At 65.4% G+C, this 24,252-nt stretch carries 25 protein-coding genes and 1 pseudogene; 16 read left to right on the top strand and 10 right to left on the bottom strand.

The annotated features are described in order from the left end of the window. Window positions 1-116: 116 nt before the first annotated feature. A complete protein-coding gene (locus tag Q6A47_RS16795; RefSeq protein WP_304484850.1) occupies window positions 117-749 on the top strand; it encodes a C40 family peptidase in 633 nt (210 codons plus the stop codon). Between the two features lie 46 nt (window positions 750-795). Here the strand turns inward: Q6A47_RS16795 and Q6A47_RS16800 are convergent, their stop codons facing one another. Continuing rightward, window positions 796-1,797, bottom strand: coding sequence for a type IV pilus twitching motility protein PilT (locus tag Q6A47_RS16800; RefSeq protein ID WP_304484851.1), 1,002 nt, complete (start codon window positions 1,795-1,797; stop codon window positions 796-798). A 65-nt stretch (window positions 1,798-1,862) separates the two neighbouring features. On the opposite strand from Q6A47_RS16800, the gene Q6A47_RS16805 reads away from it, so the two are divergent. The 9 genes from Q6A47_RS16805 (at window position 1,863) to Q6A47_RS16845 (ending at window position 8,425) form a co-directional block, all read left to right on the top strand. Next, window positions 1,863-2,549 carry a YggS family pyridoxal phosphate-dependent enzyme gene (locus Q6A47_RS16805; RefSeq protein ID WP_304484852.1) on the top strand — a complete coding sequence of 229 codons (687 nt, stop codon included), beginning with the start codon at window positions 1,863-1,865 and terminating at the stop codon, window positions 2,547-2,549. Window positions 2,550-2,587: 38 nt separating this feature from the next. After that, the gene (gene proC, locus Q6A47_RS16810; RefSeq protein ID WP_304484853.1) at window positions 2,588-3,406 is read left to right on the top strand and encodes a pyrroline-5-carboxylate reductase; all 819 of its coding nucleotides are present in this window, start codon (window positions 2,588-2,590) and stop codon (window positions 3,404-3,406) included. Window positions 3,407-3,416: 10 nt separating this feature from the next. Further along, window positions 3,417-4,007, top strand: coding sequence for a YggT family protein (locus Q6A47_RS16815; RefSeq protein WP_039582561.1), 591 nt, complete (start codon window positions 3,417-3,419; stop codon window positions 4,005-4,007). Window positions 4,008-4,095: 88 nt separating this feature from the next. Beyond that, on the top strand, window positions 4,096-5,235 hold the full coding sequence (metX, locus tag Q6A47_RS16820) for a homoserine O-succinyltransferase MetX (protein ID WP_039582559.1): 1,140 nt from the start codon (window positions 4,096-4,098) through the stop codon (window positions 5,233-5,235). Between the two features lie 7 nt (window positions 5,236-5,242). After that, complete coding sequence (gene metW / locus Q6A47_RS16825; RefSeq protein ID WP_029612369.1) at window positions 5,243-5,863, top strand: methionine biosynthesis protein MetW; 621 nt, start codon at window positions 5,243-5,245, stop codon at window positions 5,861-5,863. 23 nt (window positions 5,864-5,886) lie between these two features. Continuing rightward, window positions 5,887-6,321 (top strand): DUF4426 domain-containing protein, encoded by a 435-nt coding sequence (locus Q6A47_RS16830; protein ID WP_039582558.1) that lies wholly within the window; start codon window positions 5,887-5,889, stop codon window positions 6,319-6,321. Then, window positions 6,318-6,914: an RdgB/HAM1 family non-canonical purine NTP pyrophosphatase gene (rdgB, locus tag Q6A47_RS16835; RefSeq protein ID WP_167335976.1), complete on the top strand. Its 597-nt coding sequence runs from the start codon at window positions 6,318-6,320 to the stop codon at window positions 6,912-6,914. The genes Q6A47_RS16830 and rdgB overlap by 4 nt, the downstream gene beginning before the upstream one ends. Next, a complete protein-coding gene (gene hemW / locus Q6A47_RS16840; RefSeq protein WP_304484854.1) occupies window positions 6,911-8,089 on the top strand; it encodes a radical SAM family heme chaperone HemW in 1,179 nt (392 codons plus the stop codon). Before rdgB ends, hemW begins: the two co-directional genes overlap by 4 nt. 9 nt (window positions 8,090-8,098) lie before the next feature. Continuing rightward, a complete protein-coding gene (locus Q6A47_RS16845; protein ID WP_029612373.1) occupies window positions 8,099-8,425 on the top strand; it encodes a DUF3392 family protein in 327 nt (108 codons plus the stop codon). 53 nt (window positions 8,426-8,478) lie between these two features. Here Q6A47_RS16845 and trmB read toward each other — a convergent pair whose 3' ends face one another. From trmB to Q6A47_RS16865, 4 genes are all read right to left on the bottom strand, one after another. Continuing rightward, window positions 8,479-9,201, bottom strand: a complete 723-nt coding sequence (trmB, locus tag Q6A47_RS16850) for a tRNA (guanosine(46)-N7)-methyltransferase TrmB (RefSeq protein ID WP_039582554.1) — start codon at window positions 9,199-9,201, stop codon at window positions 8,479-8,481. Between the two features lie 9 nt (window positions 9,202-9,210). Next, window positions 9,211-10,005 (bottom strand): thiazole synthase, encoded by a 795-nt coding sequence (locus Q6A47_RS16855; protein ID WP_304484855.1) that lies wholly within the window; start codon window positions 10,003-10,005, stop codon window positions 9,211-9,213. Window positions 10,006-10,057: 52 nt separating this feature from the next. Next, the gene (gene thiS, locus Q6A47_RS16860) at window positions 10,058-10,258 is read right to left on the bottom strand and encodes a sulfur carrier protein ThiS (RefSeq protein WP_029612374.1); all 201 of its coding nucleotides are present in this window, start codon (window positions 10,256-10,258) and stop codon (window positions 10,058-10,060) included. Between the two features lie 102 nt (window positions 10,259-10,360). After that, window positions 10,361-10,732 carry a DUF423 domain-containing protein gene (locus Q6A47_RS16865; protein WP_304484856.1) on the bottom strand — a complete coding sequence of 124 codons (372 nt, stop codon included), beginning with the start codon at window positions 10,730-10,732 and terminating at the stop codon, window positions 10,361-10,363. A 64-nt stretch (window positions 10,733-10,796) separates the two neighbouring features. Between Q6A47_RS16865 and mtgA the strand changes: the two genes are divergently transcribed. Further along, window positions 10,797-11,507 carry a monofunctional biosynthetic peptidoglycan transglycosylase gene (gene mtgA, locus Q6A47_RS16870; protein WP_304484857.1) on the top strand — a complete coding sequence of 237 codons (711 nt, stop codon included), beginning with the start codon at window positions 10,797-10,799 and terminating at the stop codon, window positions 11,505-11,507. A gap of 99 nt (window positions 11,508-11,606) precedes the next feature. Here the strand turns inward: mtgA and rpoH are convergent, their stop codons facing one another. From rpoH to ftsY, 4 genes are all read right to left on the bottom strand, one after another. Then, window positions 11,607-12,461, bottom strand: a complete 855-nt coding sequence (rpoH, locus tag Q6A47_RS16875) for an RNA polymerase sigma factor RpoH (RefSeq protein WP_295486213.1) — start codon at window positions 12,459-12,461, stop codon at window positions 11,607-11,609. 109 nt (window positions 12,462-12,570) lie between these two features. After that, the gene (gene ftsX, locus Q6A47_RS16880) at window positions 12,571-13,596 is read right to left on the bottom strand and encodes a permease-like cell division protein FtsX (RefSeq protein WP_029612379.1); all 1,026 of its coding nucleotides are present in this window, start codon (window positions 13,594-13,596) and stop codon (window positions 12,571-12,573) included. Continuing rightward, complete coding sequence (gene ftsE, locus Q6A47_RS16885; protein WP_029612380.1) at window positions 13,593-14,264, bottom strand: cell division ATP-binding protein FtsE; 672 nt, start codon at window positions 14,262-14,264, stop codon at window positions 13,593-13,595. The genes ftsX and ftsE overlap by 4 nt, the downstream gene beginning before the upstream one ends. Next, the gene (ftsY, locus tag Q6A47_RS16890; RefSeq protein ID WP_304484858.1) at window positions 14,261-15,757 is read right to left on the bottom strand and encodes a signal recognition particle-docking protein FtsY; all 1,497 of its coding nucleotides are present in this window, start codon (window positions 15,755-15,757) and stop codon (window positions 14,261-14,263) included. Before ftsY ends, ftsE begins: the two co-directional genes overlap by 4 nt. A 230-nt stretch (window positions 15,758-15,987) precedes the next feature. On the opposite strand from ftsY, the gene Q6A47_RS16895 reads away from it, so the two are divergent. The 5 genes and pseudogenes from Q6A47_RS16895 (at window position 15,988) to Q6A47_RS16915 (ending at window position 23,295) form a co-directional block, all read left to right on the top strand. Then, entirely contained in the window at window positions 15,988-17,343 is a 1,356-nt protein-coding gene (locus Q6A47_RS16895; protein ID WP_304484859.1) for a M16 family metallopeptidase, read from the top strand. Between the two features lie 139 nt (window positions 17,344-17,482). Then, window positions 17,483-18,835, top strand: a pseudogene (locus tag Q6A47_RS16900) (M16 family metallopeptidase); the annotation flags it as partial. Continuing rightward, window positions 18,835-19,452, top strand: a complete 618-nt coding sequence (gene rsmD / locus Q6A47_RS16905; protein ID WP_304484861.1) for a 16S rRNA (guanine(966)-N(2))-methyltransferase RsmD — start codon at window positions 18,835-18,837, stop codon at window positions 19,450-19,452. The pseudogene Q6A47_RS16900 and the gene rsmD, both read left to right, overlap by 1 nt. Before the next feature lie 69 nt (window positions 19,453-19,521). Next, the gene (locus Q6A47_RS16910; protein ID WP_304484862.1) at window positions 19,522-22,242 is read left to right on the top strand and encodes a M16 family metallopeptidase; all 2,721 of its coding nucleotides are present in this window, start codon (window positions 19,522-19,524) and stop codon (window positions 22,240-22,242) included. Window positions 22,243-22,302: 60 nt separating this feature from the next. Then, entirely contained in the window at window positions 22,303-23,295 is a 993-nt protein-coding gene (locus Q6A47_RS16915; protein ID WP_304484863.1) for a hydrolase, read from the top strand. A 12-nt stretch (window positions 23,296-23,307) separates the two neighbouring features. On the opposite strand, the gene Q6A47_RS16920 is transcribed toward Q6A47_RS16915, so the two are convergent. Continuing rightward, entirely contained in the window at window positions 23,308-24,162 is an 855-nt protein-coding gene (locus tag Q6A47_RS16920) for a sulfurtransferase (protein ID WP_304484864.1), read from the bottom strand. Window positions 24,163-24,252 lie beyond the last annotated feature (90 nt).

The following is a 24,252-nucleotide window of genomic DNA, read 5'->3' on the forward strand; positions in this document are numbered from 1 at the left end:
TCCGTTTTGCGCCGACGTATGGTAATCGCCCACACGACCAACGGATCAGTTTTTGATCGAAAAGCTGTTATAAAGTTGCGCGCCAATCTCCATAACCGTTCATAAGAGCTTCATCTATGCCGCCCTTCTTCAAGACATGGCTGACCCTCTGCCTTTTATTGCCCCTGGCCGCCCACGCCACCAATCGTGAGCAACGACTTCCCAATGGCTTCAGCGGCTATACCACCAATGCCGATGCGACCATCAAACGTTCCCCCGCCAAGCACGTCAATCTGCGTGCACGGCCAGGCAATGAGGCCAAGAACCCCGCACTGAAAGTGGCCGCTGCCACGCCCAAGCAAAGCAGCCAAGTGCTCAGCCGCGCCGTCAATGCGCTCGGCACGCCCTACCGCTGGGGCGGCAGCACACCCGGCAAAGGGTTCGATTGCAGCGGTCTGGTCAAATATGCCTTCAACGACGTCGCCGACCTGGATCTGCCGCGTAGCTCCAATGCCATGGCCCAGGGCCACGGCGTGAAAGTGGCGCGCAAGGACCTCAAGCCTGGCGACCTGATCTTCTTCAACATCAAGAGTCGTCGCGTCAACCACGTGGCCATCTACCTGGGCAACGAGCGCTTCATCCACGCACCGCGCACCGGCAAGCGGGTGAGCATCGACAGTCTGGACAAGCCTTACTGGCAGAAGCACTACGTCGTCGCCAAACGCGTGCTGCCCAAAGAGCAGCAGGCCTTGAGACTGGCCAAGCGTTAACCCGCGTTCGACTCGGCCCGGGTACTCCGCGTCGAGATCGCCGCTCCTACTCCAGGTTGTCGATCAGCCCCCGCGCCCTCAACCTGCCCAGCGCCGCCTCCATCGTCACCATGCCCTGCGCCGCACCGGTCTGCATGGCCGACTGCAACTGCGCCACGCGCCCTTCGCGGATCAAATTGCGTACCGCAGCGGTGGCCACCAGCACCTCGCGCGCCGCCACCCGACCGCCGCCCACACGCCTCACCAACGCCTGCGCCACCACCAATTGCAGTGATTCGGCTAGCATGGCGCGGATCAGCGACTTCTCTTCGGCGGAGAACACCTCCACCAGCCGATCGATGCTGCTGGCAGCGCTGCGCGTGTGCACGGTGGCCAGTACCAGGTGACCGGTCTGCGCTGCGCGCAAGGCCAGGCGGATGCTGTCCAGGTCGCGCAGTTCGCCGATCATGATCACATCCGGATCCTGGCGCAGTGCGCTGCGCAGGCCTTGGGCGAAGTCTCGGCTGTGACGGCCGATCTCGCGCTGGTTGATCAACGCCCGGCCACCGCCGTGTACGAACTCAACCGGGTCTTCCAGGGTCAGGATATGGCCTGCGCGGTCGCATCCCAGTTGCGCGACCAGCGCGGCGAGCGTGCTGGACTTGCCACTGCCGGTCGCCCCACCCACCAGCACCAGGCCATCGCGGCAGCGGGCAAGCGCCTGATACACCCCAGTCAATTCCAACGCCTCGACCGTCGGCGCCTGCTGCCCGATCAGCCGCAGGCTGGCGGCCAGGCCGTGATACTGCCTGAACAGGCTCAGGCGAACGCGTCCAAGCCCAGGCGGCTCCACGGCCAGGTCCACCTCGTCGCCCGTCCGCCAGCGCTGGCGCTGATCCGCATCGAGCCAGGGCGCAAGCCCCTGCTCCAGCGTGTCGCTGCACAACGTCGGCAGCGCCACGCGCTGCAATACGCCATCCAGGCGCCACGCCGGCAATTCGCCCGCCGCCAAGTGCAGGTCCGAGGCCCCCGCCTTCACGGCGCGGGCCAGCAGGTCGGTCACGTCCATGAGACTCCCCAAAGGCCATCAAGCAGGTAGAATGCCGCACACCACTGAGCTGCCGGCATCGATCCATGTCCACCCTAGCAGACAACCTTCACGCCATTCGTACCCGCATCGACGGCGCGGCCAAGGCCAGCCACCGCGACCCGGCCAGCGTGCAGTTGCTGGCCGTGAGCAAGACCAAGCCCGCCAGCGCCATCGCCGAACTTCACCGGGCGGGCGTGCGCGATTTCGGCGAGAACTATCTTCAGGAAGCGCTGACCAAACAGACGGAATTGTCCGACCTGCCCTTGATCTGGCATTTCATCGGCCCCATCCAGTCGAACAAGACCAAGGCCATTGCCGAACATTTCGACTGGGTACATAGCGTGGACCGCCTGAAGATCGCCCAACGCCTGAGCGACCAACGCCCGACCGACCTGCCACCACTGAATATCTGCCTGCAGGTGAATGTCAGTGGCGAGGACAGCAAGTCTGGCTGCACGCCAGAGCAGCTTCCAGCACTGGCCCAGGCCGTGGCCGCGTTGCCCAACCTGCGCTTGCGCGGGCTGATGGCGATCCCTGAACCCACCGACGACCCTGCCGCCCAGCACGCTGCGTTCGCCCGGCTGCGCCAGTTGCAGGAGGCCCTCGGCCTTGGCCTGGACAGTCTGTCCATGGGCATGAGCCATGACTTGGAAGCGGCCATCGCCCAAGGCGCGACCTGGGTGCGTATCGGCACCGCCCTGTTCGGCGTGCGCGACTACGGGCACGCCTGAATCCATGCTTTACTCACTCTTTCCTTCAAGGACCTGACATGAGCAAGACGCGTATCGCCTTCATCGGCGCGGGCAACATGGCGGCCAGCCTGATCGGCGGCCTGCGGGCCCAGGGCCTGGACGCTTCGCAGATCCGCGCCAGCGATCCTGGCGCCGACACCCGCACCCGGATCCAGGCCGAACACGGCATCGCGACCTTCGAGAGCAACGCCCAGGCCATCGATGGCGCCGACGTGATCGTGCTGGCAGTCAAGCCACAGGTCATGAAGAGCGTGTGCGAAACCCTCAAACCTGAGCTGAAGGCCGGGCAATTGGTCGTTTCGATCGCCGCCGGTATCACCTGCGACAGCCTCCAGAACTGGCTGGGCCAGGTCCCGGTGGTGCGCTGCATGCCCAATACCCCGTCCCTGCTGCGCCAGGGCGCCAGCGGCCTGTACGCCACCGCACAGGTGTCGGCCGGCCAGCGCGAGCAGGCCGAACAGTTGCTCAGCGCCGTGGGCACCGCCCTGTGGCTGGAGCAGGAGCAGCAACTGGATGCGGTCACCGCCGTCTCCGGCAGCGGCCCGGCCTATTTCTTCCTGCTGATCGAAGCCATGACCGCCGCCGGCGAGAAGCTCGGCCTGCCGCGCGACATCGCCTCGCAGCTGACCCTGCAGACCGCACTGGGCGCCGCGCACATGGCCGTTTCCAGCGACGTCGACGCCGCCGAGCTGCGTCGCCGCGTCACCTCGCCAGCCGGGACCACCGAAGCGGCGATCAAATCGTTCCAGGCCAACGGCTTCGAGGCCGTGGTCGAGCAGGCGCTGCAAGCGGCCGCCACACGCTCGGCCGAGCTGGCCGAACAATTGGGCAAATGAGGAGTTGTCGATGAATGCACTGTCCGGCGCCGCGATCTTCGTGGTGCAAACCCTGGTCAGCCTGTACCTGGTGATCGTCCTGCTGCGCTTCGTGCTGCAACTGGTCAAGGCCAATTTCTACAACCCGCTGAGCCAGTTCACGGTGCGCGCCACCCAGCCGCTGCTCAAGCCGATTCGCCGTATCGTGCCGAGCATCGCCGGGCTGGATACCTCGTCGCTGCTGTTGGCGATCGTGATTCAGGCGCTGCTGATGGCCTTCGTGCTGATGCTCACCTACGGCACCATCGGCGACCTGCCGCACCTGCTGATCTGGGCCATCCTGGGGATCACCTCGCTGTTCCTAAAGATCTTCTGGGTGGCGATGATCGTCATGGTGATCGTGTCCTGGATCGCGCCCAACAGCCATAACCCCGCCGCCGAACTGGCCTACCAGATCAGCGAGCCGGTGCTGGCGCCGTTCCGCCGCCTGGTGCCCAACCTCGGTGGTCTGGATATCTCGCCGATCTTCGCCTTCATCGCCATTCAGGTGGTGCAGTCGTTCCTGATGCCGCAACTGGCCAACTACGCCGGCATGCCGGATGTGCTGTGGCGCCTGATCTGATCCAGCCCGGCCCCCAGCGGCAGCCATTGCTTGCCGCTGGGGGTAGCGCTCTTTAGACTTACGCCTCCGTCAAGCGTGAGCAGGGCCGATGTCCACTGTCTTTCCCGAAGATTCCGTCGGTCTGGTAACCCCCCAGATCGCCCGGTTCGATGAACCGTTGACGCTGGCCGGTGGCCGCTCGCTGGCCGGCTACGAGCTGGTCTATGAAACCTATGGCACGCTCAATGCCAGTGCCAGCAATGCGGTGCTGATCTGCCACGCGCTGTCCGGCCATCACCATGCGGCCGGCTACCACAGCGTCGAAGACCGCAAGCCGGGCTGGTGGGACAGTTGCATCGGCCCGGGCAAGCCCATCGACACCAACCGCTTCTTCGTGGTCAGCCTGAACAACCTCGGCGGCTGCAATGGCAGCACCGGTCCGAGCAGCATCAACCCGGCCACCGGCAAAGCCTATGGTGCGGACTTTCCGGTGCTCACCGTCGAGGACTGGGTGCACAGCCAGGCACGCCTGGCCGATCGCCTCGGCGTCAGCCAATGGGCCGCCGTGGTCGGCGGCAGCCTGGGCGGCATGCAGGCCTTGCAGTGGACCATCACCTACCCGCAGCGCGTGCGTCATTGCGTGGACATCGCCTCGGCGCCCAAGCTGTCGGCGCAGAACATCGCCTTCAACGAAGTCGCGCGCCAGGCCATCCTCACCGACCCCGAATTCCACGGTGGCTCGTTCCAGGACCAGGGCGTGATTCCCAAGCGCGGGCTGATGCTGGCGCGTATGGTCGGCCATATCACCTACCTGTCCGACGACTCGATGGGCGAGAAATTCGGCCGCGAACTCAAGAGCGACAAGCTCAACTACGACTTCCACAGCGTCGAGTTCCAGGTGGAGAGCTACCTGCGCTATCAGGGCGAGGAATTTTCCGGCCGCTTCGACGCCAACACCTACCTGCTGATGACCAAGGCGCTGGACTATTTCGACCCAGCCGCCGCCCACGGCGGTGACCTGGCCGCCAGCCTGGGCCATGTCACGGCCGACTACTGCATCATGTCGTTCACCACCGACTGGCGCTTCTCCCCGGCACGCTCACGGGAGATCGTCGATGCGCTGATGGCCGCGCGCAAGAACGTGTGTTACCTGGAGATCGATGCCCCTTACGGCCACGATGCCTTCCTGATCCCCACACCGCGCTACACCCAGGGCTTCACGAACTACATGAACCGCATCGTCATCTGAGGACAGCATGAGAGCCGACCTGGAAATCATCCACGACTGGATCCCTGCCGGCAGCCGGGTACTCGACCTGGGCTGCGGTAATGGCGAGCTGCTGGCTTCGTTGCGCGACCGCAAGCAGGTCACCGGCTACGGCCTGGAGATCGACGCCGACAACATCGCCGCCTGCGTGGCCAACGGCGTCAACGTCATCGAGCAGGACCTGGACAAGGGCCTGGGCAACTTCGCCAGCAACAGCTTCGATGTGGTGGTCATGACCCAGGCCCTGCAAGCTGTGGAGTATCCCGACCGGATCCTCGACGAGATGCTGCGCGTGGGCCGCCAGTGCATCATCACCTTCCCCAACTTCGGCCACTGGCGCTGCCGCTGGTACCTGGCGACCAAGGGCCGCATGCCCGTGTCGGACTTCATGCCCTACACCTGGTACAACACCCCGAACATCCACTTCTGCACCTTCGAGGACTTCGAGAACCTGTGCCGCGAACGCGATGCCAAGGTGCTCGATCGCCTGGCCGTGGACAACCGTCACCGCAACGGGTGGGGCGGTCGGCTTTGGCCTAATCTGTTGGGGGAAATCGGTATCTATCGGGTCAGCAGCCCTGGGTTGCAGGAGCACCAGGTCGCGGTGTGACCCACCACCGGAGGAATGGCAACATGCGTCGTCTCGCCCTTTTGCTGATCACCCTGTGCCTGGCCCTGCCGAGCTGGGCCGCCGATGCAGCCCGACCGGACCGCAAGCAGGTCTTCGGCGACGTCACGGTGTACTACAACGCCTTCGCCTCCGGCGCACTGACGCCCGAGGTGGCGCAGGCCAGCGGCATCGAACGCAGCAAGCGCCTGGGCGTGCTCAACATCACCCTGCTCAAGGGTGGCACGCCCACGACCGCGGTGGTCAGCGGCAAGGTCAAAGACCTTACCGGCCGCGCCAGTGCGCTGTCGTTCCGCCAGGTGAGCAGCGCAGGCGCGGTGTCCTACATCGCCCAGTTCAAGACCGAGCAGGCGCAGACCCTGGTCTTCGACGTGCAGATCGAGGCCGGCGGCATCAGCCACGACCTTCAATTCAACCAGGACGTATTCCCAGGCGAATGATGAATTTCCAGCAACTCGTATTGGCCAGCCACAACGCCGGCAAACTCAAGGAACTCCAGGCCATGCTCGGAGAGTCCGTGCAGCTGCGTTCGATCGGCGAATTCAGCCAGGTCGAACCCGAGGAAACCGGCCTGTCGTTCGTCGAAAACGCCATCCTCAAGGCACGCAATGCCGCGCGCATTTCCGGCCTGCCGGCCCTGGCCGACGATTCGGGCCTGGCGGTGGATGCATTGGGCGGCGCACCGGGCATCTACTCGGCCCGCTATGCCGACGGTCAGGGCGATGCGGCGAACAACGCCAAACTGCTCGAGGCGCTCAAGGACGTGCCTGAAGCCGAACGCGGCGCACAGTTCGTCTGCGTGCTGGCGCTGGTCAGGCATGCCGACGATCCCCTGCCAGTGCTCTGCGAGGGGCTGTGGCACGGGCGGATTCTGTTCGCGGCCAGTGGCGAGCATGGTTTCGGCTACGACCCGCTGTTCTGGGTGCCTGAACGCAATTGCTCCAGCGCCGACCTGGCGCCGCTGGAAAAGAACCAACTCAGTCACCGCGCCCGGGCCATGGCCCTGCTGCGTCAGCGCCTGGGATTGGCATGACCGAATCCTCCTCTGCGCCACCGCCGGGCCTGGTGCTTGCGGTGCTGCCGCCGCTGTCGCTGTACATCCACATTCCTTGGTGCGTGCGCAAATGCCCTTATTGCGACTTCAACTCGCACCAGGCCGGACCGACCCTGCCTGAAGCGCAGTACGTCGATGCCCTGCTCGCCGACCTGGCGCTGGAAATGCCGGCGGTGCAAGGCCGGTCGATCAGCAGCATCTTCTTCGGTGGCGGCACGCCCAGCTTGTTCAGCGCCGCCGCATTGGGTCGGCTGCTGCGTGGCATCGAGCAGCGCATTCCCTTCGCCGCCGACATCGAGATCACCCTGGAGGCCAACCCCGGCACCTTCGAGCAGGACAAGTTCAAGGCCTATCGCCAGACCGGCATCAACCGCCTGTCCATCGGCGTGCAGAGTTTCCAGGCGCAGAAGCTGGAAAAGCTCGGGCGCATTCACAATGGCGACGAGGCCGTGCGCGCCGCCGGCATGGCCCGTGCGGCAGGCTTCGACAACTTCAATCTGGACCTCATGCACGGCCTGCCTGAACAGTCGCTGGACGAAGCGCTGGGCGATCTGCGCCAGGCCATCGACCTGGGGCCGACGCACCTGTCCTGGTACCAACTGACCCTGGAACCGAACACGGTGTTCTGGAACCAGCCGCCGCTGCTGCCCGAAGACGACATTCTCTGGGATATCCAGGAGGCCGGACAGGCGCTGATGGCCGAGCAGGGTTATCGCCAATACGAAGTGTCGGCCTATGCCCAGGCCGAACGCGCTGCGCGCCACAACCTCAACTACTGGCGCTTCGGCGACTTCATCGGCATCGGTGCCGGGGCCCACGGCAAGCTGTCGTTCCCCGACGGCCGCATCCTGCGCACCTGGAAGACTCGCCTGCCCAAGGACTACCTCAATCCCGAGAAACCGTACAAGGCGGGCGAGAAGCTGCTGCCGCCCGATGAGCTGCCCTTCGAGTTCCTGATGAACGCTCTGCGCTTGACCGAGGGCGTGGAAGCCGAATTGTTCACCCAACGCACAGGGCTGCCGCTGGCGCAGTTGGCCGAGGCACGGCGCGCTGCCGAACAAAAGGGGCTTTTGCGAGTCGAACCGAAGCGGCTGGCGGCAACGCCCCAAGGCCAGCTGTTTCTCAACGATCTGCTGCAGTACTTCTTGAATTAAGGATGACCCATGGACCTGGTGCTTGACCTGCTCTCGACCGTTTCCCGCTGGAGCCGCAGCAACCTTTCGGAGATTTCCCTGGCGTTGGTGGGCTGCCTGCTGGTGCTGTTCGGCACCGACATCAAGGGCTGGGTCGAGCAGCGCCTGGGCGGACTGGCCGGCGCCCTGCGGGTGCCGTTCATGGCCCTGCTGGTGATGATCGGCAGCGGCGCGGCGCTGATCTATGCCACGCCGTGGGTGGTGAAAGCGCTGGCACAGTTCAACAACTACGCCTTGGCGCCAGTACTGCTGGTGGTACTGGTGCTGATCGGCGTGGTGGCGGATCGCCGCGGCTAGTAACGCAAAAGGGCTGCATAGCAGCCCTTTGTCGGTCGGTCCAACGCTGACTGTCAGTCAACCTTCTCGAACTTCAGATCCCACACCCCATGCCCGAGCCGCTCACCGCGGCGCTCGAACTTGGTGATCGGGCGCTCGTCCGGACGCGGTACGTAGGCGCCGTCCGCCGCCTGGTTGCGATAACCCGGCGCGGCCTGCATCACTTCCAGCATGTGCTCAGCGTAGGGCTCCCAGTCGGTGGCCATGTGGAACACGCCGCCGACCTTGAGCTTGCGCCGCACCAGTTCGGCGAACGCCGGCTGGACGATGCGCCGCTTGTGGTGACGGGCCTTGTGCCACGGATCGGGGAAAAACAGCATCAGCCGGTCCAGGCTGCCGTCGGCCACGCAGCGGTTGAGCACTTCGATGGCATCGCAGTCGTACACCCGCAGGTTTTTCAGGTTCTGGGTGAGCACGCCGTTGAGCAGCGCGCCGACACCAGGGCGGTGCACTTCGACACCGATGAAATCCAGCTCCGGTGCGGCAGCGGCCATTTCCAGCAGGGAGTGGCCCATGCCGAAACCGATTTCCAGAGTGCGCGGCGCCGAGCGGCCGAACACCTGGTCGTAGTCCACCGGGCTGTCGGCCAGGGGCAGGATGAACAGCGGGCCGCCCTGCTCCAGGCCGCGCTGCTGGCCTTCGGTCATGCGGCCTGCACGCATCACGAAACTCTTGATGCGGCGGTGCGGGCGCTCTTCGCCGTCGGCGGAGATCGGCGTTTCTTGCGATTCAGTCATCAGGTGCTCTTACTTGATCAGACCATCCAGCGGCGAAGACGCGCTGGCATAGAGTTTCTTCGCCATACGCCCGGCCAAATAGGCCATGCGACCGGCGACGATGGCATGCTTCATGGCTTCGGCCATCAGTACCGGCTGCTGGGCGTGGGCGATGGCGGAGTTCATCAGCACGGCTTCGCAGCCCATTTCCATGGCGATGGTGGCATCGGAGGCGGTGCCCACGCCGGCATCGACCAGCACCGGCACCTTGGATTCCTCGAGGATGATCTGCAGGTTGTAGGGGTTGCAGATGCCCAGGCCCGTGCCGATCAGACCCGCCAGCGGCATGACCGCGATGCAGCCGACCTCGGCCAGTTGACGCGCGATGATCGGGTCGTCGCTGGTGTAGACCATCACATCGAAGCCATCCTTGACCAGGACTTCGGCGGCCTTGAGGGTTTCGATGACGTTGGGGAACAGCGTCTTCTGGTCGGCCAGCACCTCCAGCTTCACCAGGTTGTGGCCGTCGAGCAGCTCACGAGCCAGGCGGCAGGTGCGCACGGCTTCGATCGCGTCGTAGCACCCGGCGGTGTTCGGCAGGATGGTGTAGCGGTCCGGAGGCAGCACATCGAGCAGGTTCGGCTCGCCTGGATTCTGGCCGATGTTGGTGCGGCGCACGGCGACGGTGACGATTTCGGCACCCGAGGCCTCGATGGCCTCGCGGGTCTCGTCCATGTCACGGTACTTGCCGGTGCCGACCAGCAGGCGCGACTGGAAAGTACGCCCGGCCAGGGTGAAAGGCTTGTCGCTGCGAACGTTGCTCATCGTGGTTCCTCTGCAAAGGTTACGGGAATTGCGGGTGGGCACGGCGCGGCCGTCAGCCGCCACCGATGGCGTGGACCACCTCGACCCGGTCGCCCTCGTTCAACAGGGTGCAGTCGTGCTGGCTGCGCGGCACGATGTCCAGGTTCAGTTCCACCGCCACACGACGCCCGACCAGCTCCAGACGCCCCAGCAGGGCCGCCACGCTCTCGCCTGCAGGCAGTTCGTAGGGTTCACCGTTGAGTTGAATGCGCATGCGCACGGCCACCATCGTTCATTGGGGCCCGCATTCTAGCGCCGATCCGCCGTGCAACCCAAGGGCGAGCGGCGCCATCAGTCGCTATTGCCGACCGACTGGTCAGCCCAGGCGCCACGCCGTCAGGCCCAGACAGGCCCAGCCCGCCAGGAAGCACACGCCACCGATGGGTGTGATGATGCCGATCTTGCTCACGCCGCTGAGGGTCAGGGCGTAGAGGCTGCCGGAGAACAGCATAATGCCCACGGCAAACAGGCCGCCCGCCCAGCCGATCAGCCGCCCGGGTAGATGCACGGACAGCATCGCCACCGCCAGAATCGCCAGCGCATGCACCAGTTGATAGCTGACACCGGTATGAAAGATCGCCAGGTAGTCGGCGCTCAGACGGTTCTTCAAGCCGTGTGCGGCGAAGGCACCGAGCGCGACACCGGTGAAGCCGAAGAAGGCCGCGAGCATCAGGAAGCTGCGAAGCATGGGACGACTCCTTGAAAGGGGTCTGTATAATGGCCCGTTCCATCGGTCCGGCCAAGCTATCGACATGCTGTCATCCCTTATCCGCCGTCTTGCTCGTGCTCTGCTCTGGTTCGCCGCAGGCAGCATCGTGCTGGTGTTGGCGCTGCGCTGGGTGCCGCCACCGGGCACGGCCTTGATGGTCGAGCGCAAGGTGCAGTCGTGGGTCGATGGCAAGCCGATCGACCTGCAGCGCGACTGGGTGTCCTGGGAGCAGATCTCCGATGAACTGAAGGTGGCTGTGGTCGCCGGCGAAGATCAGCACTTCGCCAGCCATTGGGGATTCGATGTCCCGGCGATTCAGGCAGCCCTGGTGCACAACGAGCAAGGGGGCAAGCTGCGCGGCGCCAGCACGCTGACCCAGCAGGTGGCCAAGAACCTGTTCCTGTGGTCTGGGCGCAGTTGGCTGCGCAAAGGCTTGGAGGCCTGGTTCACCGCGTTGATGGAACTGTTCTGGTCGAAGGAGCGCATCCTCGAGGTCTACCTCAACAGCGCCGAATGGGGGCCGGGGGTGTTCGGTGCCCAGGCTGCCGCGCGCTATCACTTCGGCGTCGATGCCAGTCGCCTGACACGTCAGCAGGCCAGCCAGCTCGCCGCTGTGCTACCCAGTCCGCTGAAATGGAGCGCCAGCCGGCCCAGCGCCTACGTGGCAAGCCGGGCCAGTTGGATTCAACGACAGATGAGTCAGTTGGGCGGTACCAGCTACCTGATGCAACTGCAGGGCAGCGCGCGCCTCTGAGCGAGGCGCCTGGCAAACGCCAAGATCACAAGCACCCGCAACGAAAAAGCCGCCTGTTTCGTGGGAAACAGGCGGCTTTTTCGTTGAGCGCAAGGCCGATCAGACGGTGATCAGCGCCTTGACCTTGCTCATCGCGTTCTTCTCGAGCTGACGAATCCGCTCGGCCGACACGCTGTACTTCTCGGCCAACTCATGCAAGGTCGCCTTTTCCTCGGCCAGCCAGCGCTGGTAGAGGATGTCGCGGCTGCGCTCGTCCAGACCGTTCAACGCTTCATGCAGGTTGCTGTTGGCGTTGTCGCTCCAGTCGGCATCTTCCAACTGCATGGCCGGATCGTAGCGATGGTCTTCCAGGTAGTGCGCAGGCGAATGGAAGGCGCTGTCGTCGTCGGCATCGGCTGCCGGATCGAAGGCCATGTCATGGCCACTCAGGCGGCTTTCCATCTCACGCACTTCACGCGGTTCGACGCCCAGGCTCTCGGCCACACGGTGCACTTCGTCGTTGTTCAGCCAGGCCAGACGCTTCTTCTGGCTGCGCAGGTTGAAGAACAGCTTGCGTTGCGCCTTGGTGGTGGCCACTTTGACGATACGCCAGTTGCGCAGGATGAATTCGTGGATCTCCGCCTTGATCCAGTGCACGGCGAAGGACACCAGGCGCACACCCATTTCCGGGTTGAAGCGCTTGACTGCCTTCATCAGGCCCACGTTGCCTTCCTGGATCAGGTCAGCCTGGGCCAGCCCGTAACCGGCGTAGCTGCGGGCGATATGGACGACGAAACGCAGGTGGGCCATCACCATTTGCCGAGCGGCCTCAAGATCCTGCTCATAGAAGAGACGCTCAGCCAGTTCACGCTCCTGCTCGACCGTCAGCAGCGGGATGCTGTTGACCGTGTGCACATAGGCTTCCAGGTTTGCACCGGGAACCAAGGCATACGCAGGTTGCAACGAAGTGGTCATTCAAGTACCTCCGACTCACTGGACTCGTGCCTTGTGGGCACTGCCAACATAGACCCGGAACCATCAGACAAGTTCCTGGATGAAAAAAGTCAATGCTGGCACGAAAGCATTATCGCGGTGCGAGCTCGTTCAGGTGGCGAGCGACCGCAATCCATGCACCGATATACCCCAAGAGCACCGCCCCGATCAAGAGTGACAGACCGTCGGCAGCGGGTACGCCCCCCAGGGCGAAGTCACTGCCATACAGGTCGGAAAGCCCGACCACCGCATCGTTCAGCCAGTTCAGGCCAAACGCCAGGATGCCCCAGGCCAGCACGCCGGCGCCCAGGCCGTACAAGGCGCCCATGTACAGGAAGGGTCGGCGCACGTAGCTGTCGGTGCCACCCACCAGCTTGATCACCTCGATCTCCACCCGGCGGTTCTCGATGTGCAGGCGAATGGTGTTGCCGATGACCAGCAGCAGTGCGGAAATCAGCATCACCGCCAGGCCGAAGACGAAGCGATCGCCCAGCTTGAGGATCGCCGCCAGGCGCTCGACCCAGACCAGGTCCAACTGCGCCACTTCAACCCGCGGCAGCTCCGACAAACGCTGGCGCAGCGCTTCGAGCGCCGGCTTGTCGACTTCGGTCGGTGTCACCACCACCACGCCGGGCAGCGGGTTCTCCGGCAGCTCGCGCAGCGCCTCGCCCAGGCCCGACTGCTGCTGGAACTCCTGCAGCGCCTGTTCGCGGCTGACATAGGTGGCCTCGGCCACCCCCGGCATGGCCTTGATCTCGTCGCGCAGCGCTTCGCCTTGCTGGGTGCCGGCATCGAGCTTGAGGTACAGCGAAATCTGCGCCGCGCGCTGCCATGAGCCGCCCAGTTTCTCGACGTTCTTCAACAGCAGCGACAGCCCCATCGGCATGCTCAGCGCCACCGCCATCACCAGGCAGGTGAAGAAGCTGCCGATCGGCTGCTTGCCCAGGCGACGCAGGCTGTCGGCCAAGCTGGCGCGGTGGCTTTCCAGCCAGGCGTTGAGCAGGGTGCGGAAATCAGGGCCATCGTCGTCGTGGCCACCGCGCTTCTTGTCGGACTTGGGGTCTGCCGCCTTGGGCGCGACGCGCTCGGAGACCTTGGGTGTACGGGTGTCGCTCATTGTCCGGCCTCCCCATCGCCGATCAGTCGTCCGCGTTGCAGGGTGAGCATGCGGTGGCGCATGCGCGCGATCAGCGCCAGGTCGTGACTGGCGATCAGCACGGTGGTGCCCAACCGGTTGATGTCTTCGAACACCCCCATGATCTCGGCCGCCAGGCGCGGGTCGAGGTTGCCGGTGGGCTCGTCCGCCAGCAGCAGGGCCGGCTGGTGGACGATGGCGCGGGCGATGCCCACGCGCTGCTGCTGACCAGTGGACAGGTCGGCGGGGAACAGTTCGCCCTTGTCCGACAGCGAAACCCGCTCCAGCGCCGAGTCCACGCGCTTGCCGATCTCGGCCTTGGACAGGCCGAGAATCTGCAGCGGCAGGGCGATGTTGTTGAATACGGTGCGGTCGAACAGCAGTTGGTGATTCTGGAACACCACGCCGATCTGGCGGCGCAGGAACGGAATCTGTGCGTTGCTGATCTGGCCCAGGTCCTGGCCGGCCAGCAGCAGCTTGCCGCTGGTGGGGCGCTCCATGGCCAGCAACAAGCGCAGCAAGGTGCTCTTGCCGGCGCCCGAGTGCCCGGTGACGAACAGGAATTCGCCCCGGCGCGCCCGGAAACTCAGTTCATGCAGGCCGACGTGGCCATTGGGGTAGCGCTTGGCGACCTGCTCGAATCGGATCATGGGTGCTCACGCTCGGCAAACAGGGCTTTGACGAAAGGCTCGGCTTCGAAGGTGCGCAGGTCATCGATGCCTTCGCCGACGCCGATGAAGCGGATCGGCAGGCTGAACTGCTTGGCCAGGGCGAAGATCACCCCGCCCTTGGCAGTGCCATCCAGCTTGGTCAGGGCCAGGCCAGTCAGTTCGACGCTCTGGTTGAAATACTTGGCCTGGCTGATGGCGTTCTGCCCGGTTCCGGCATCGAGCACCAGCAGCACCTCGTGCGGCGCCTCGGCGTCGAGCTTGCCGATGACCCGACGGACCTTCTTCAGCTCTTCCATCAGGTTGTCTTTGGTATGCAGGCGACCGGCCGTGTCGGCGATCAACACATCGACGCCACGGGCCTTGGCCGCCTGTACCGCGTCGAAGATCACCGAAGCCGAATCGGCGCCGGTGTGCTGGGCGATCACCGGAATCTGGTTGCGCTCGCCCCATACTTGCAACTGCTCCACCGCTGCGGCGCGGAAGGTGTCACCGGCGGCGAGCATGACCTTCTTGCCTTCGAGTTGCAGCTTCTTGGCCAGCTTGCCGATGGTGGTGGTCTTGCCGGCGCCGTTGACGCCCACCACCAGAATCACATAGGGCTTGGTCTGCGCGTCGATCTTCAGGGGTTGCTCGACCGGGCGCAGCAGCGCGGCGAGTTCTTCCTGCAGCGACTTGTACAGCGCATCGGCGTCGGCCAACTGCTTGCGGGCGACCTTCTGGGTGAGGTTCTGCACGATCAGCGAAGTGGCTTCGACACCGACGTCGGCGGTCAGCAGGCGTGTCTCGATCTCATCGAGCAGGTCGTCGTCGATGACCTTCTTGCCGAGGAACAGGCTGGCCATGCCTTCGCCGATGCTGGCGCTGGTCTTGGACAGGCCCTGCTTGAGCCGGGCGAAAAAACCGACCTTGGCCTGCTCGGTGGCCGCGACCGCTGCAGCGACCGGCTCCGGCTCGGCTACGGGCACGGGCACGGGCTCGACTGGGGCAGGCACGCTCACGGGCGCCGGCTCCACCACCACGGGCGCAACCACGACCAACTCGGGTTCGACGGACTGGGGCTGAACCACCGGCTCGGCGATCGGCTCGGCAATGGCAGCAGGACGCGCGGGGATGACCGGCGGCGCGCTCGGTTCCAGATCGGGCACCAGCGCCACCGGCTCTTCGGCAACCGGCAGTACCAGATTGCTCACCGGGGCCTCGGCGACTGGCGCCACCACCACGGGCGTTGGGCTGACGGCCTGGACAGGCGCCTCGCTCGGCGCCAGCGGCCGCTCGTCGGCGACCGGTTCGCTGACCTCAACCGGCGCAGGCTCGGCCGCTGTGGCGGGCGTTACCGGTTCGGCAGCCGGTTGCTCGGGTACTGGCGGCGGCTCGGCGACAGGTTGCTGCGGCTTCTTGCGAAACCAGCCGAACAGGCCTTTCTTTTCACCGGCCTCGGCCGGCGCTTTCTTGTCGTCGTTGGAACCAAACATGGAAGACGGCTATCTCAGGGTGGCGATGCACCATCATTGGGCATCGGGAATGCTTTATACGCAGAACAGACTCTCATGCAGGCGGCTGGTTCACGCGCAACGTTTTGTCTTGGTGTCCTGTGGGCCAGAACGGCGACAGGCATGGTCGCCAGGCAACCGGATCAGTATCCTAGCACCTCCTGGCCTGCCGACGCTAAGTCCCGCAGGCCGCCGTACAGGTTATCCATCGTATGAATGCTCTCGCCCGCCGCGCCGCTGGCCTGTTGCTCGGCACGCTCTGCCTGCCCCTGGCGGCACTGGCCGCCGATACGCAACCCACCCACGAATTCATCCTCGACAACGGCCTGAAGGTCGTGGTGCGCGAAGATCACCGCGCCCCCGTCGTGGTTTCGCAGATCTGGTACAAAGTCGGCTCCAGCTACGAGACGCCGGGCCAGACCGGCCTGTCCCACGCCCTGGAGCACATGATGTTCAAGGGCAGCGCCAAGATCGGCCCCGGTGAAGCCTCGCGCATCCTGCGCGACTTGGGCGCCGAGGAAAACGCCTTCACCAGCGACGACTACACCGCCTATTACCAGGTGCTGGCCCGCGACCGCCTGCCGGTGGCCCTGGAACTGGAGGCCGATCGCCTGGCCAGCTTGCGCCTGCCGGCCGACGAGTTCAGCCGCGAAATCGAAGTGATCAAGGAAGAGCGCCGGCTGCGCACCGACGACCAGCCCAACGCCAAGGCCTTCGAGCTGTTCCGCGCCATGGCCTTCCCCGCCAGCGGCTATCACACCCCTACCATCGGCTGGATGGCCGACCTGGAGCGGATGAAAGTCGAGGAACTGCGGCACTGGTACGAATCCTGGTACGCGCCGAACAATGCCACCCTGGTGGTGGTCGGCGATGTCACCGCCGATGAGGTCAAGGGCCTGGCCAACAAGTACTTCGCGGCCATCCCCAAGCGCAGCGTGCCACCGGCCAAGCTGCCGCTGGAGCTCGCCGAGCCCGGTCAGCGCCAGCTCACCCTGCATGTGCGTACCCAATTGCCCAGCCTGATCTACGGCTTTAACGTGCCGGGCCTGGCCACCGCCAAGGACACCCGCAGCGCCCAAGCCCTGCGGCTGATCTCGGCCCTGCTCGACGGCGGCTACAGCGCGCGCATGCCGGCACGCCTGGAACGCGGCCAGGAACTGGTGGCCGGTGCCTCCAGCAGCTACAACGCCTTCACCCGTGGTGACAGCCTGTTCCTGATCTCGGCAACGCCGAACGTACAGAAGCACAAGACGCTCGCCGATGTGGAAAAGGGCGTCTGGCAGTTGCTCGACGAACTCAAACGCACTCCGCCGACCGCCGAAGAGCTCGAGCGCGTGCGCGCCCAGGTCATCGCCGGACTGGTCTATGACCGCGACTCGATCAGCAGCCAGGCCACCACCATTGGTCAACTGGAAACCGTGGGTCTGTCGTGGAAGCTGATCGACAGCGAACTGGACGACCTCAAGCGCGTCACCCCGCAGGACATCCAGGAAGCCGCACGCACCTACTTCACCCGCGAACGCCTGAGCGTTGCCCATGTTCTGCCCGAGGAGTCCGCCCATGACTGATCGTCGCGCCCCCCGCGCTCTGCGTCCCGGCCGTGGTGCGTTCGCCTCGGCGCTCACCCTGGCGTTGTTGCTCGTCGGCCCCGCGCAGGCCGACGAGGCCACCGGCACCATCGACCGCTCCAGCGCGCGCCCGGCCAATACCCTGCAGTCGCTGGCCGAGCTCGACGGCAAGGCGCCCAGCCGGCGTCAACTGAACATCCAGCACTGGACCACGGCCGAAGGCGCCCGCGTGCTGTTCGTCGAGGCCCGCGAACTGCCGATGTTCGACCTGCGCGTGACCTTCGCTGCCGGCAGCAGCCAGGACGGCCCGGTGCCGGGCCTGGCCACCCTGACCAACGCCATGCTCAACGAGGGCGTGGCCGGCAAGGACGTCACTGCCATCGCCCAGGGCTTCGAAGGCCTGGGCGCCGACTTCGGCAACGGCTCCTATCGCGACATGGCCGTGGCTTCGCTGCGCAGCCTCAGCGCCGCCGACAAACGCGAACCGGCGCTCAAGCTGTTCGCCGACGTGGTCGGCAAGCCCAGCTTCCCGCAGGACGCTCTCAAGCGCATCAAGAACCAGTTGCTGGCAGGCTTCGAGTACGACAAGCAGAACCCCGGCAAGCTGGCTGGCCAGACGCTGTTCGCCAACCTCTATGGCAGCCATCCTTATGCCCACCCCAGCGATGGCACCGCGCAGAGCATCCCCGGCATCACCCAGGCGCAGTTGCGCGCGTTCCACGCCAAGGCCTATGCAGCCGGCAACGCGGTGATCGCGCTGGTGGGCGACCTCAGCCGCAGCGACGCCGAAGCCATCGCCGCCCAGGTGTCCGCCGCCCTGCCAAAGGGCCCGGCACTGGCCAGTCCCGCCGAGCCGACCGAACCCAAGCCCGGCGCCACCCACATCGACTTCCCGTCCAAGCAGACCCACCTGATGCTCGCCGAACTGGGCATCACCCGCCAGGACCCGGACTGGCCTGCGCTGTCGCTGGGCAACCAGATCCTCGGCGGCGGCGCCTTCGGCACCCGGCTGATGAGCGAAGTGCGCGAGAAACGCGGCCTCACCTATGGCGTGTACTCCACCTTCACCCCGATGCAGGTGCGCGGACCGTTCATGATCAACCTGCAGACCCGTGCCGAACTCAGCGAAGGCACCCTGCAACTGGTGCGTGACATCCTGGCCGACTACCTGAAGAACGGCCCGACCCAGCAGGAACTGGACGACGCCAAGCGCGAGCTGGCCGGCAGCTTCCCGCTGTCCAACGCCAGCAACGCGAGCATCGTCGGGCAACTCGGCGCCATTGGCTTCTACAATCTGCCGTTGACCTGGCTCGAAGACTTCATGCAGCAGTCCCAGGCGCTGACGGTCGAGCAAGTCAAGGCGGCGTTGAACAAGCATCTGGCGGCGGACAAGCTGGTGATCGTCACCGCCGGCCCGAGCGTGCCGCAAAAGCCCCTGCCGCCACCGACAGACACACCGTCCGAGCAGCCACTCGGCGTACCGGAGCACTGATGGCCAGACCTTCCTCCCCCGCCCAGCCCCACAGCAAAGGGGCTGGCCAGTTGCGCATCATCGCGGGCGAATGGCGCAGCCGTCGCCTGGCCGTGCCCGAAGGCGAAGGCCTGCGTCCGACGCCTGATCGCGTGCGCGAAACCCTGTTCAACTGGCTGGCGCCCTACATCGAAGGCGCCCATGTGCTCGATGCCTTCACCGGCAGCGGCGCGCTGGTGCTCGAGGCGCTGTCGCGCGGCGCGGCCGATGCGGTGGCGCTGGACAGCAATCCGGCAGCCATCGCCAACCTCAAGCACAACCTGGAGTTGCTGCGCTGCCCGCGCGGGCAGATCCTGCAAACCGACGCCTTGCGCTACCTCGGCGGGCAGGCCAAGCAACCCTTCGACCTGGTGTTCCTCGACCCGCCCTTTCACAAAGACCTGCTGGCCGAGGTGTGCAATCTGCTGGAAAGCCAGCAGTGGCTGCGCGACCAGGCGTGGATCTACACCGAGAGCGAGGCCGCGCCGTCGAGCCTGCCGATGCCGGGCAACTGGCGCTTGCACCGGGAAAAGAAAACCGGCCAGGTGCATTACGCCTTGTGGCAGCGCGGCGAAGTGCGCCAGGACAGCCAGACATAGGTAATACCTGCCGATACCTGCCGTGATCGAAGCTGCTCCGCTCGTGACCTCACTCGGAGCAGCGCCCCCATGCAAGCATCCCCCCTCGCACTCGAAGACCTGATCACCGCGCCCCACTCGCCTCAACAGCACTTCACCTTGCCCAACGGCCTCGCTGTCCACTTCCAGCAAGATCGACGCAGCCCCTTGGTGTGCGTGCACCTCTACTACCATGTGGGCTCCAGTCACGAGGCGCCGGGCCATACCAACCTGTCCCATGTACTGGAGCACATGATTTTCGAGGGCAGCGAAAAACTCGCCACCGGTCAGTACCTGCGCGTCATCGAGTGGCTGGGCGGTAGCAACAACGCCCAGACCCTGCAAGACGCCACCGTCTACACTATGGTCCTGCCAGCCTCGCGACTGGAAGTGGCGCTGGAGATCCTGGCAGATACCATGATCAATGCCCGCCTGAGTGAACGGGCCTTCGAGAAAGCCCGGACCGCCGTGCGTGACGAGCGTCGCCTGAAAATCGACAACCGTCCTGTGCAACAGGCCATAGAGCGCCACCATGCCCTGGCCCACGGCACCAGCCCCTATGGCACCCCCCACTATGGTCAAGCACGGGATCTGGAGGACATGAGCCTGAGCGCGATACGGACCTGGTACCGGAATCGTTACGCGCCGAACAACGCCACGCTGGTGGTGGTCGGAGACGTCGAGGCCGACGCTCTTCAGCGTCTGGTGGAACGGCATTTTGCCGCTCACGAGGCCGTACCGCTGCCGCCTCCGGAAGTCCCTCGTCACGCAACGCCCCTGCACGCGCGCAGTCAGTCGGTGACCCTGCCCGGCCTGCGCGATGGCTTGCTCATGGCCTTCAATGTTCCGAGCCTGGCAACCTGCGATGAACCGCGCAGCGTGCATGCGTTGAGAATCGTCGCCGAACTGCTGGGCAGAGGCGCTTCGTCGCTGCTGCATAGCCAACTGGTGCGCGGACAGCACGTGATGACCGCCATCGACCCTTCGTACGACTATCAGGTGCGTGGCGACACCTTGCTCAACTTTGCCGGTTACGTCGCCCCCGGGCATAGCCCGGCCGCCGCCGAGCAAGCTGTGTGGGACGTAATCGATGGGCTTCGGACAGCGCCTGTGAGCGCCCAGCACATCGAGAACGCCAAATTCCACTTGCTGGCACAGCATGCAGCCGCCCAGGCCAGCCTCACCGGCCAGGCCGATGCCATCGGCTGGAGCGTGATCGGCGGCACCGCGCCCGCCCTGCGCCAACAACACCTGCGCACATTGGCCTCGATCACCGAGCAAGACATCCAGCACGCTATCGACACTTACCTGACTCGCGAGCGATCGACCGTCACCCACCTGTGCGCCGTCACGCCGGTCATCGATCAACACCCGGTGCTGACCTGCGCCGATCTGTCGCCCGGCATCGCCGCCGTGGACATGTCCGCGCTGATGTCGGCGCAGGGTCTGCCGGAGATCGCGTTGGACGGCACGCAACGACCGCTGCAGCAGTGGCACACGGCGCAGGGCAGCAAGGTGTGCTTCGTCGCCAGCGCGGGCGCGCCGATGTTCGATCTGCAACTGCGCTTCAAGGCCGGCGCGTGTCATGACGGCGATACCCCGGGCCTGGCGGCACTGACGCTGTACATGCTCGACCAAGGCGGCGGGCAATGGGATGCCGCGCAGATCGCCGAGCGATTCAAGGCCCTGGGGGCCACCTTCAGCCGCAACGTCACCCCTGACGACGCCATCCTGCGCCTGCGTTGCCCGGCCCACGCAGGGCTGCGCAGCGACGCCCTGGCGCTGCTGACGGCCGTGTGCGCACGCCCGAGCTTCGAGCCCACGGCCCTCGAACGGATGCGCACGCGCGTGCTCAACTATGTGCGCCGCCGCGAAGCCAAAGCGCAAAACCGGCTCAACGTCGAAACGCTGCGCCTGCTGTATGCCGCGCACCCCTACACCCAAGATCACCACGGCACCGTCGCCAGTCTCGCCACCCTCGATCGCCAGCAGATCCTCGCCTTCCACCAGCGCGCCTACAGCGCTGCGAACCTGGAGATCACCCTGGTCGCAGACCTGCCGCACGAACAGGCGCAAGCCTTGCTGGCCTCACTGAGCCAAGCGTTCACGGCAACCGAACAACCCCTCCCGACCGTGGCCAAGGCGCAGGCCATCGGCCAGCCGGGCACGCTGCGTATCGAAGAGCCCGGCAACGAGACGACGACGGACAACGTCACGCTCAAGCTCGCCTTCGCGGTGGATACGCTGCCGAACGATCCACACTACTCGGCGCTGCTGATGGCCAACCAGATAGTCGGGGGCAGCTTCCAGTCGCGGCTGGTCAGCGAACTGCGCGAGCGCCGCGCGCTGACCTACGCGATCCATAGCCGTCTGCACCACTATCGCGCGGCGAGCGTGTTGATCGTGTCGTGGGACATCCAGCCTCAGTACCTCGACGCCTCGCTGGAACTGGTCCGGCTGGTGCTGCGTTGTTTCATCGAGCAAGGCCCGAATCCGGTCGAGCTGGACATGGCGCGCAGCCAACTGCTCGGCAAGCAGTTGCGCACCTTCGCCGACGACGAGGAACTGGCCACCCTGCTCGCCGAGATCAACGCCCAAGGGCTGCCGGCCGACCATTGCAGCGGTTATTCAGCGCGCCTGGCCCAGGTCAGCGCGGCGCAGGTTCAGGCGGCAGCCCGGCAGGCCTTCGACCCAAACCGCTGCGTGGTGGTCAGCGTCGGTCCGAACGTGGCGCAGAAACCATTGCCGGCGCTCGTCGGCGCCGACCACTAGGCGCGGTACAGGCGCGCTGTTTCATGGCACTCTAGACAGGCCCATCACGAGTTGCCCAGCATGCCCAGTCCCACCGCCCTCTTTCGTCCGGCCCGCGGCCTGTCGAATCCGCACCTGCAAACGCTTTGGGGACCGCTGTGGCGCAAACTGCCTGCGCTGCGGCGCGCCCGAGAGCGGTTGTGGCTGGAGGATGGCGACTTTCTCGACCTGGACTGGTACGGCCCTGACCAGACCGAGACGCCGCTGGTGCTGGTGCTGCACGGCCTGACCGGCTCGTCCGACTCGCCCTACGTGAAGGGCCTGCAACAGGCACTTGAGGCGCAAGGCTGGGCCAGCGTCGCGCTGAACTGGCGGGGCTGCTCGGGCGAACCGAATCGGCTTGCGCGCAGCTACCATTCCGGCGCCAGCGAAGACCTCGGCGAAACCGTCCGCCACCTGCGCGCCCGACGTCCGCTGGCGCCGCTGTACGCCGTGGGCTATTCGCTGGGCGGCAATGTGCTGCTCAAGTACCTGGGTGAAACCGGCGCGGCCAGCGCACTTCAGGGCGCAGTGGCGGTTTCGGTACCGTTCCGCCTGGACCAGTGCGCCGACCGCATCGGCCTGGGCTTTTCGAAGATCTATCAGGCGCATTTCATGCGCGAGATGCTGAGCTACGTGCAGGTCAAGCAGCGCCATTTCCAGGCGCAGGGGCACGTTGAAGCGCTGGCGGCCCTTGAGGGCCTGGGGCCGCTGCGCAACCTGCGCACCTTCTGGGATTTCGATGGCCGGGTAACGGCGCCCCTGCACGGTTTCAGCGACGCGCACGACTATTATCGCCGCGCCTCCAGCCGCTACTACCTGGGCGAGAACCGCACCCCGACCCTGATCATCCAGTCCCAGGACGATCCCTTCGTGTTCGATCACAGCCTGCCGACACCAGAGGAATTGGCGCCGCAGACCGAATTCGAACTGCATCGGCACGGCGGCCATGTGGGTTTCGTCGAAGGCAGCCTACGCGCTCCGGGCTACTACCTGGAACGGCGCATTCCGCAGTGGTTGGGCGGCTTGGGTTAGGCAGGACTACGCTCAGTCGCCCACCTCGATGGCGTGGTCGGCGTCATTGATCCACTCGCTCCAAGAGCCGGCGTACAGCCGACCCAGCGGATAGCCCGCTAGCGCCAGGGCGAACAGGTTGTGGCAAGCCGTGACGCCCGAACCGCAATACGCCACCAACTGTTGCGGTGCGCGGCCCACGAGCGTCTGGTCGAAGCGCTGGCGCAATTGCTCGGGAGGCAGGAAGCGTCCGTCAGCACTTAGGTTGTCGGTGAACGCAGCGCACTGTGCGCCAGGGATGTGTCCGGCCACCGGGTCGATCGGCTCGACTTCGCCGCGAAAGCGCGGCAGCGCCCGCGCATCGATCAAGGTCAAATCAGGCGCGTCCAGGCGCTTGGCCAACTGCTCGGCATCGATCAGCAGCGCAAGGTCCGGCTCACCGGCGAAACTGCCCTCGCGCTGCGGCGGCGGGTCCAGGCTCAGCGGCAAATGCGCGGCATGCCAGGCTTTGAGCCCACCGTCGAGGAGGAACACTGCGTCACGTTTGCCCAGCCAAGCCAGCAGCCACCAGGCGCGGGCGGCATAGGCGCCGGGACCATCGTCGTAGAGCACCACCTGGCTGTCGTTGTCCACGCCCCAGGCGCGTAGGCGCTCGACCAGCCGCTGCGGATCAGGCAGTGGATGTCGGCCACTGCGACCCTTGATCACAGGTCCGCTGAGGTCGCGCTCCAGGTCGGCGAAATGCGCCCCTTCGATATGCCCCTCGGCATAGCTGCGCTGGCCGTAGTCAGGGTCTTCGAGGGCGAAACGGCAGTCGAGAATCACCAGTCCTGGCGAACCCAGGCGCTCGGCCAATTGCGGCGGGGTGATCAGTTGCGCAAGCGGCATGACAGTCTCCTATCGATGGCACGAACGGCCCGGCAGTCATGCGCCAGGGCCTGATTGAAGCGGCTATGGACCTGATCGCATGGCAGCCAG

The sequence above is a fragment of the Pseudomonas boreofloridensis genome (genome assembly GCF_030580795.1).
In the GTDB taxonomy this organism is placed as follows: domain Bacteria; phylum Pseudomonadota; class Gammaproteobacteria; order Pseudomonadales; family Pseudomonadaceae; genus Aquipseudomonas; species Aquipseudomonas boreofloridensis.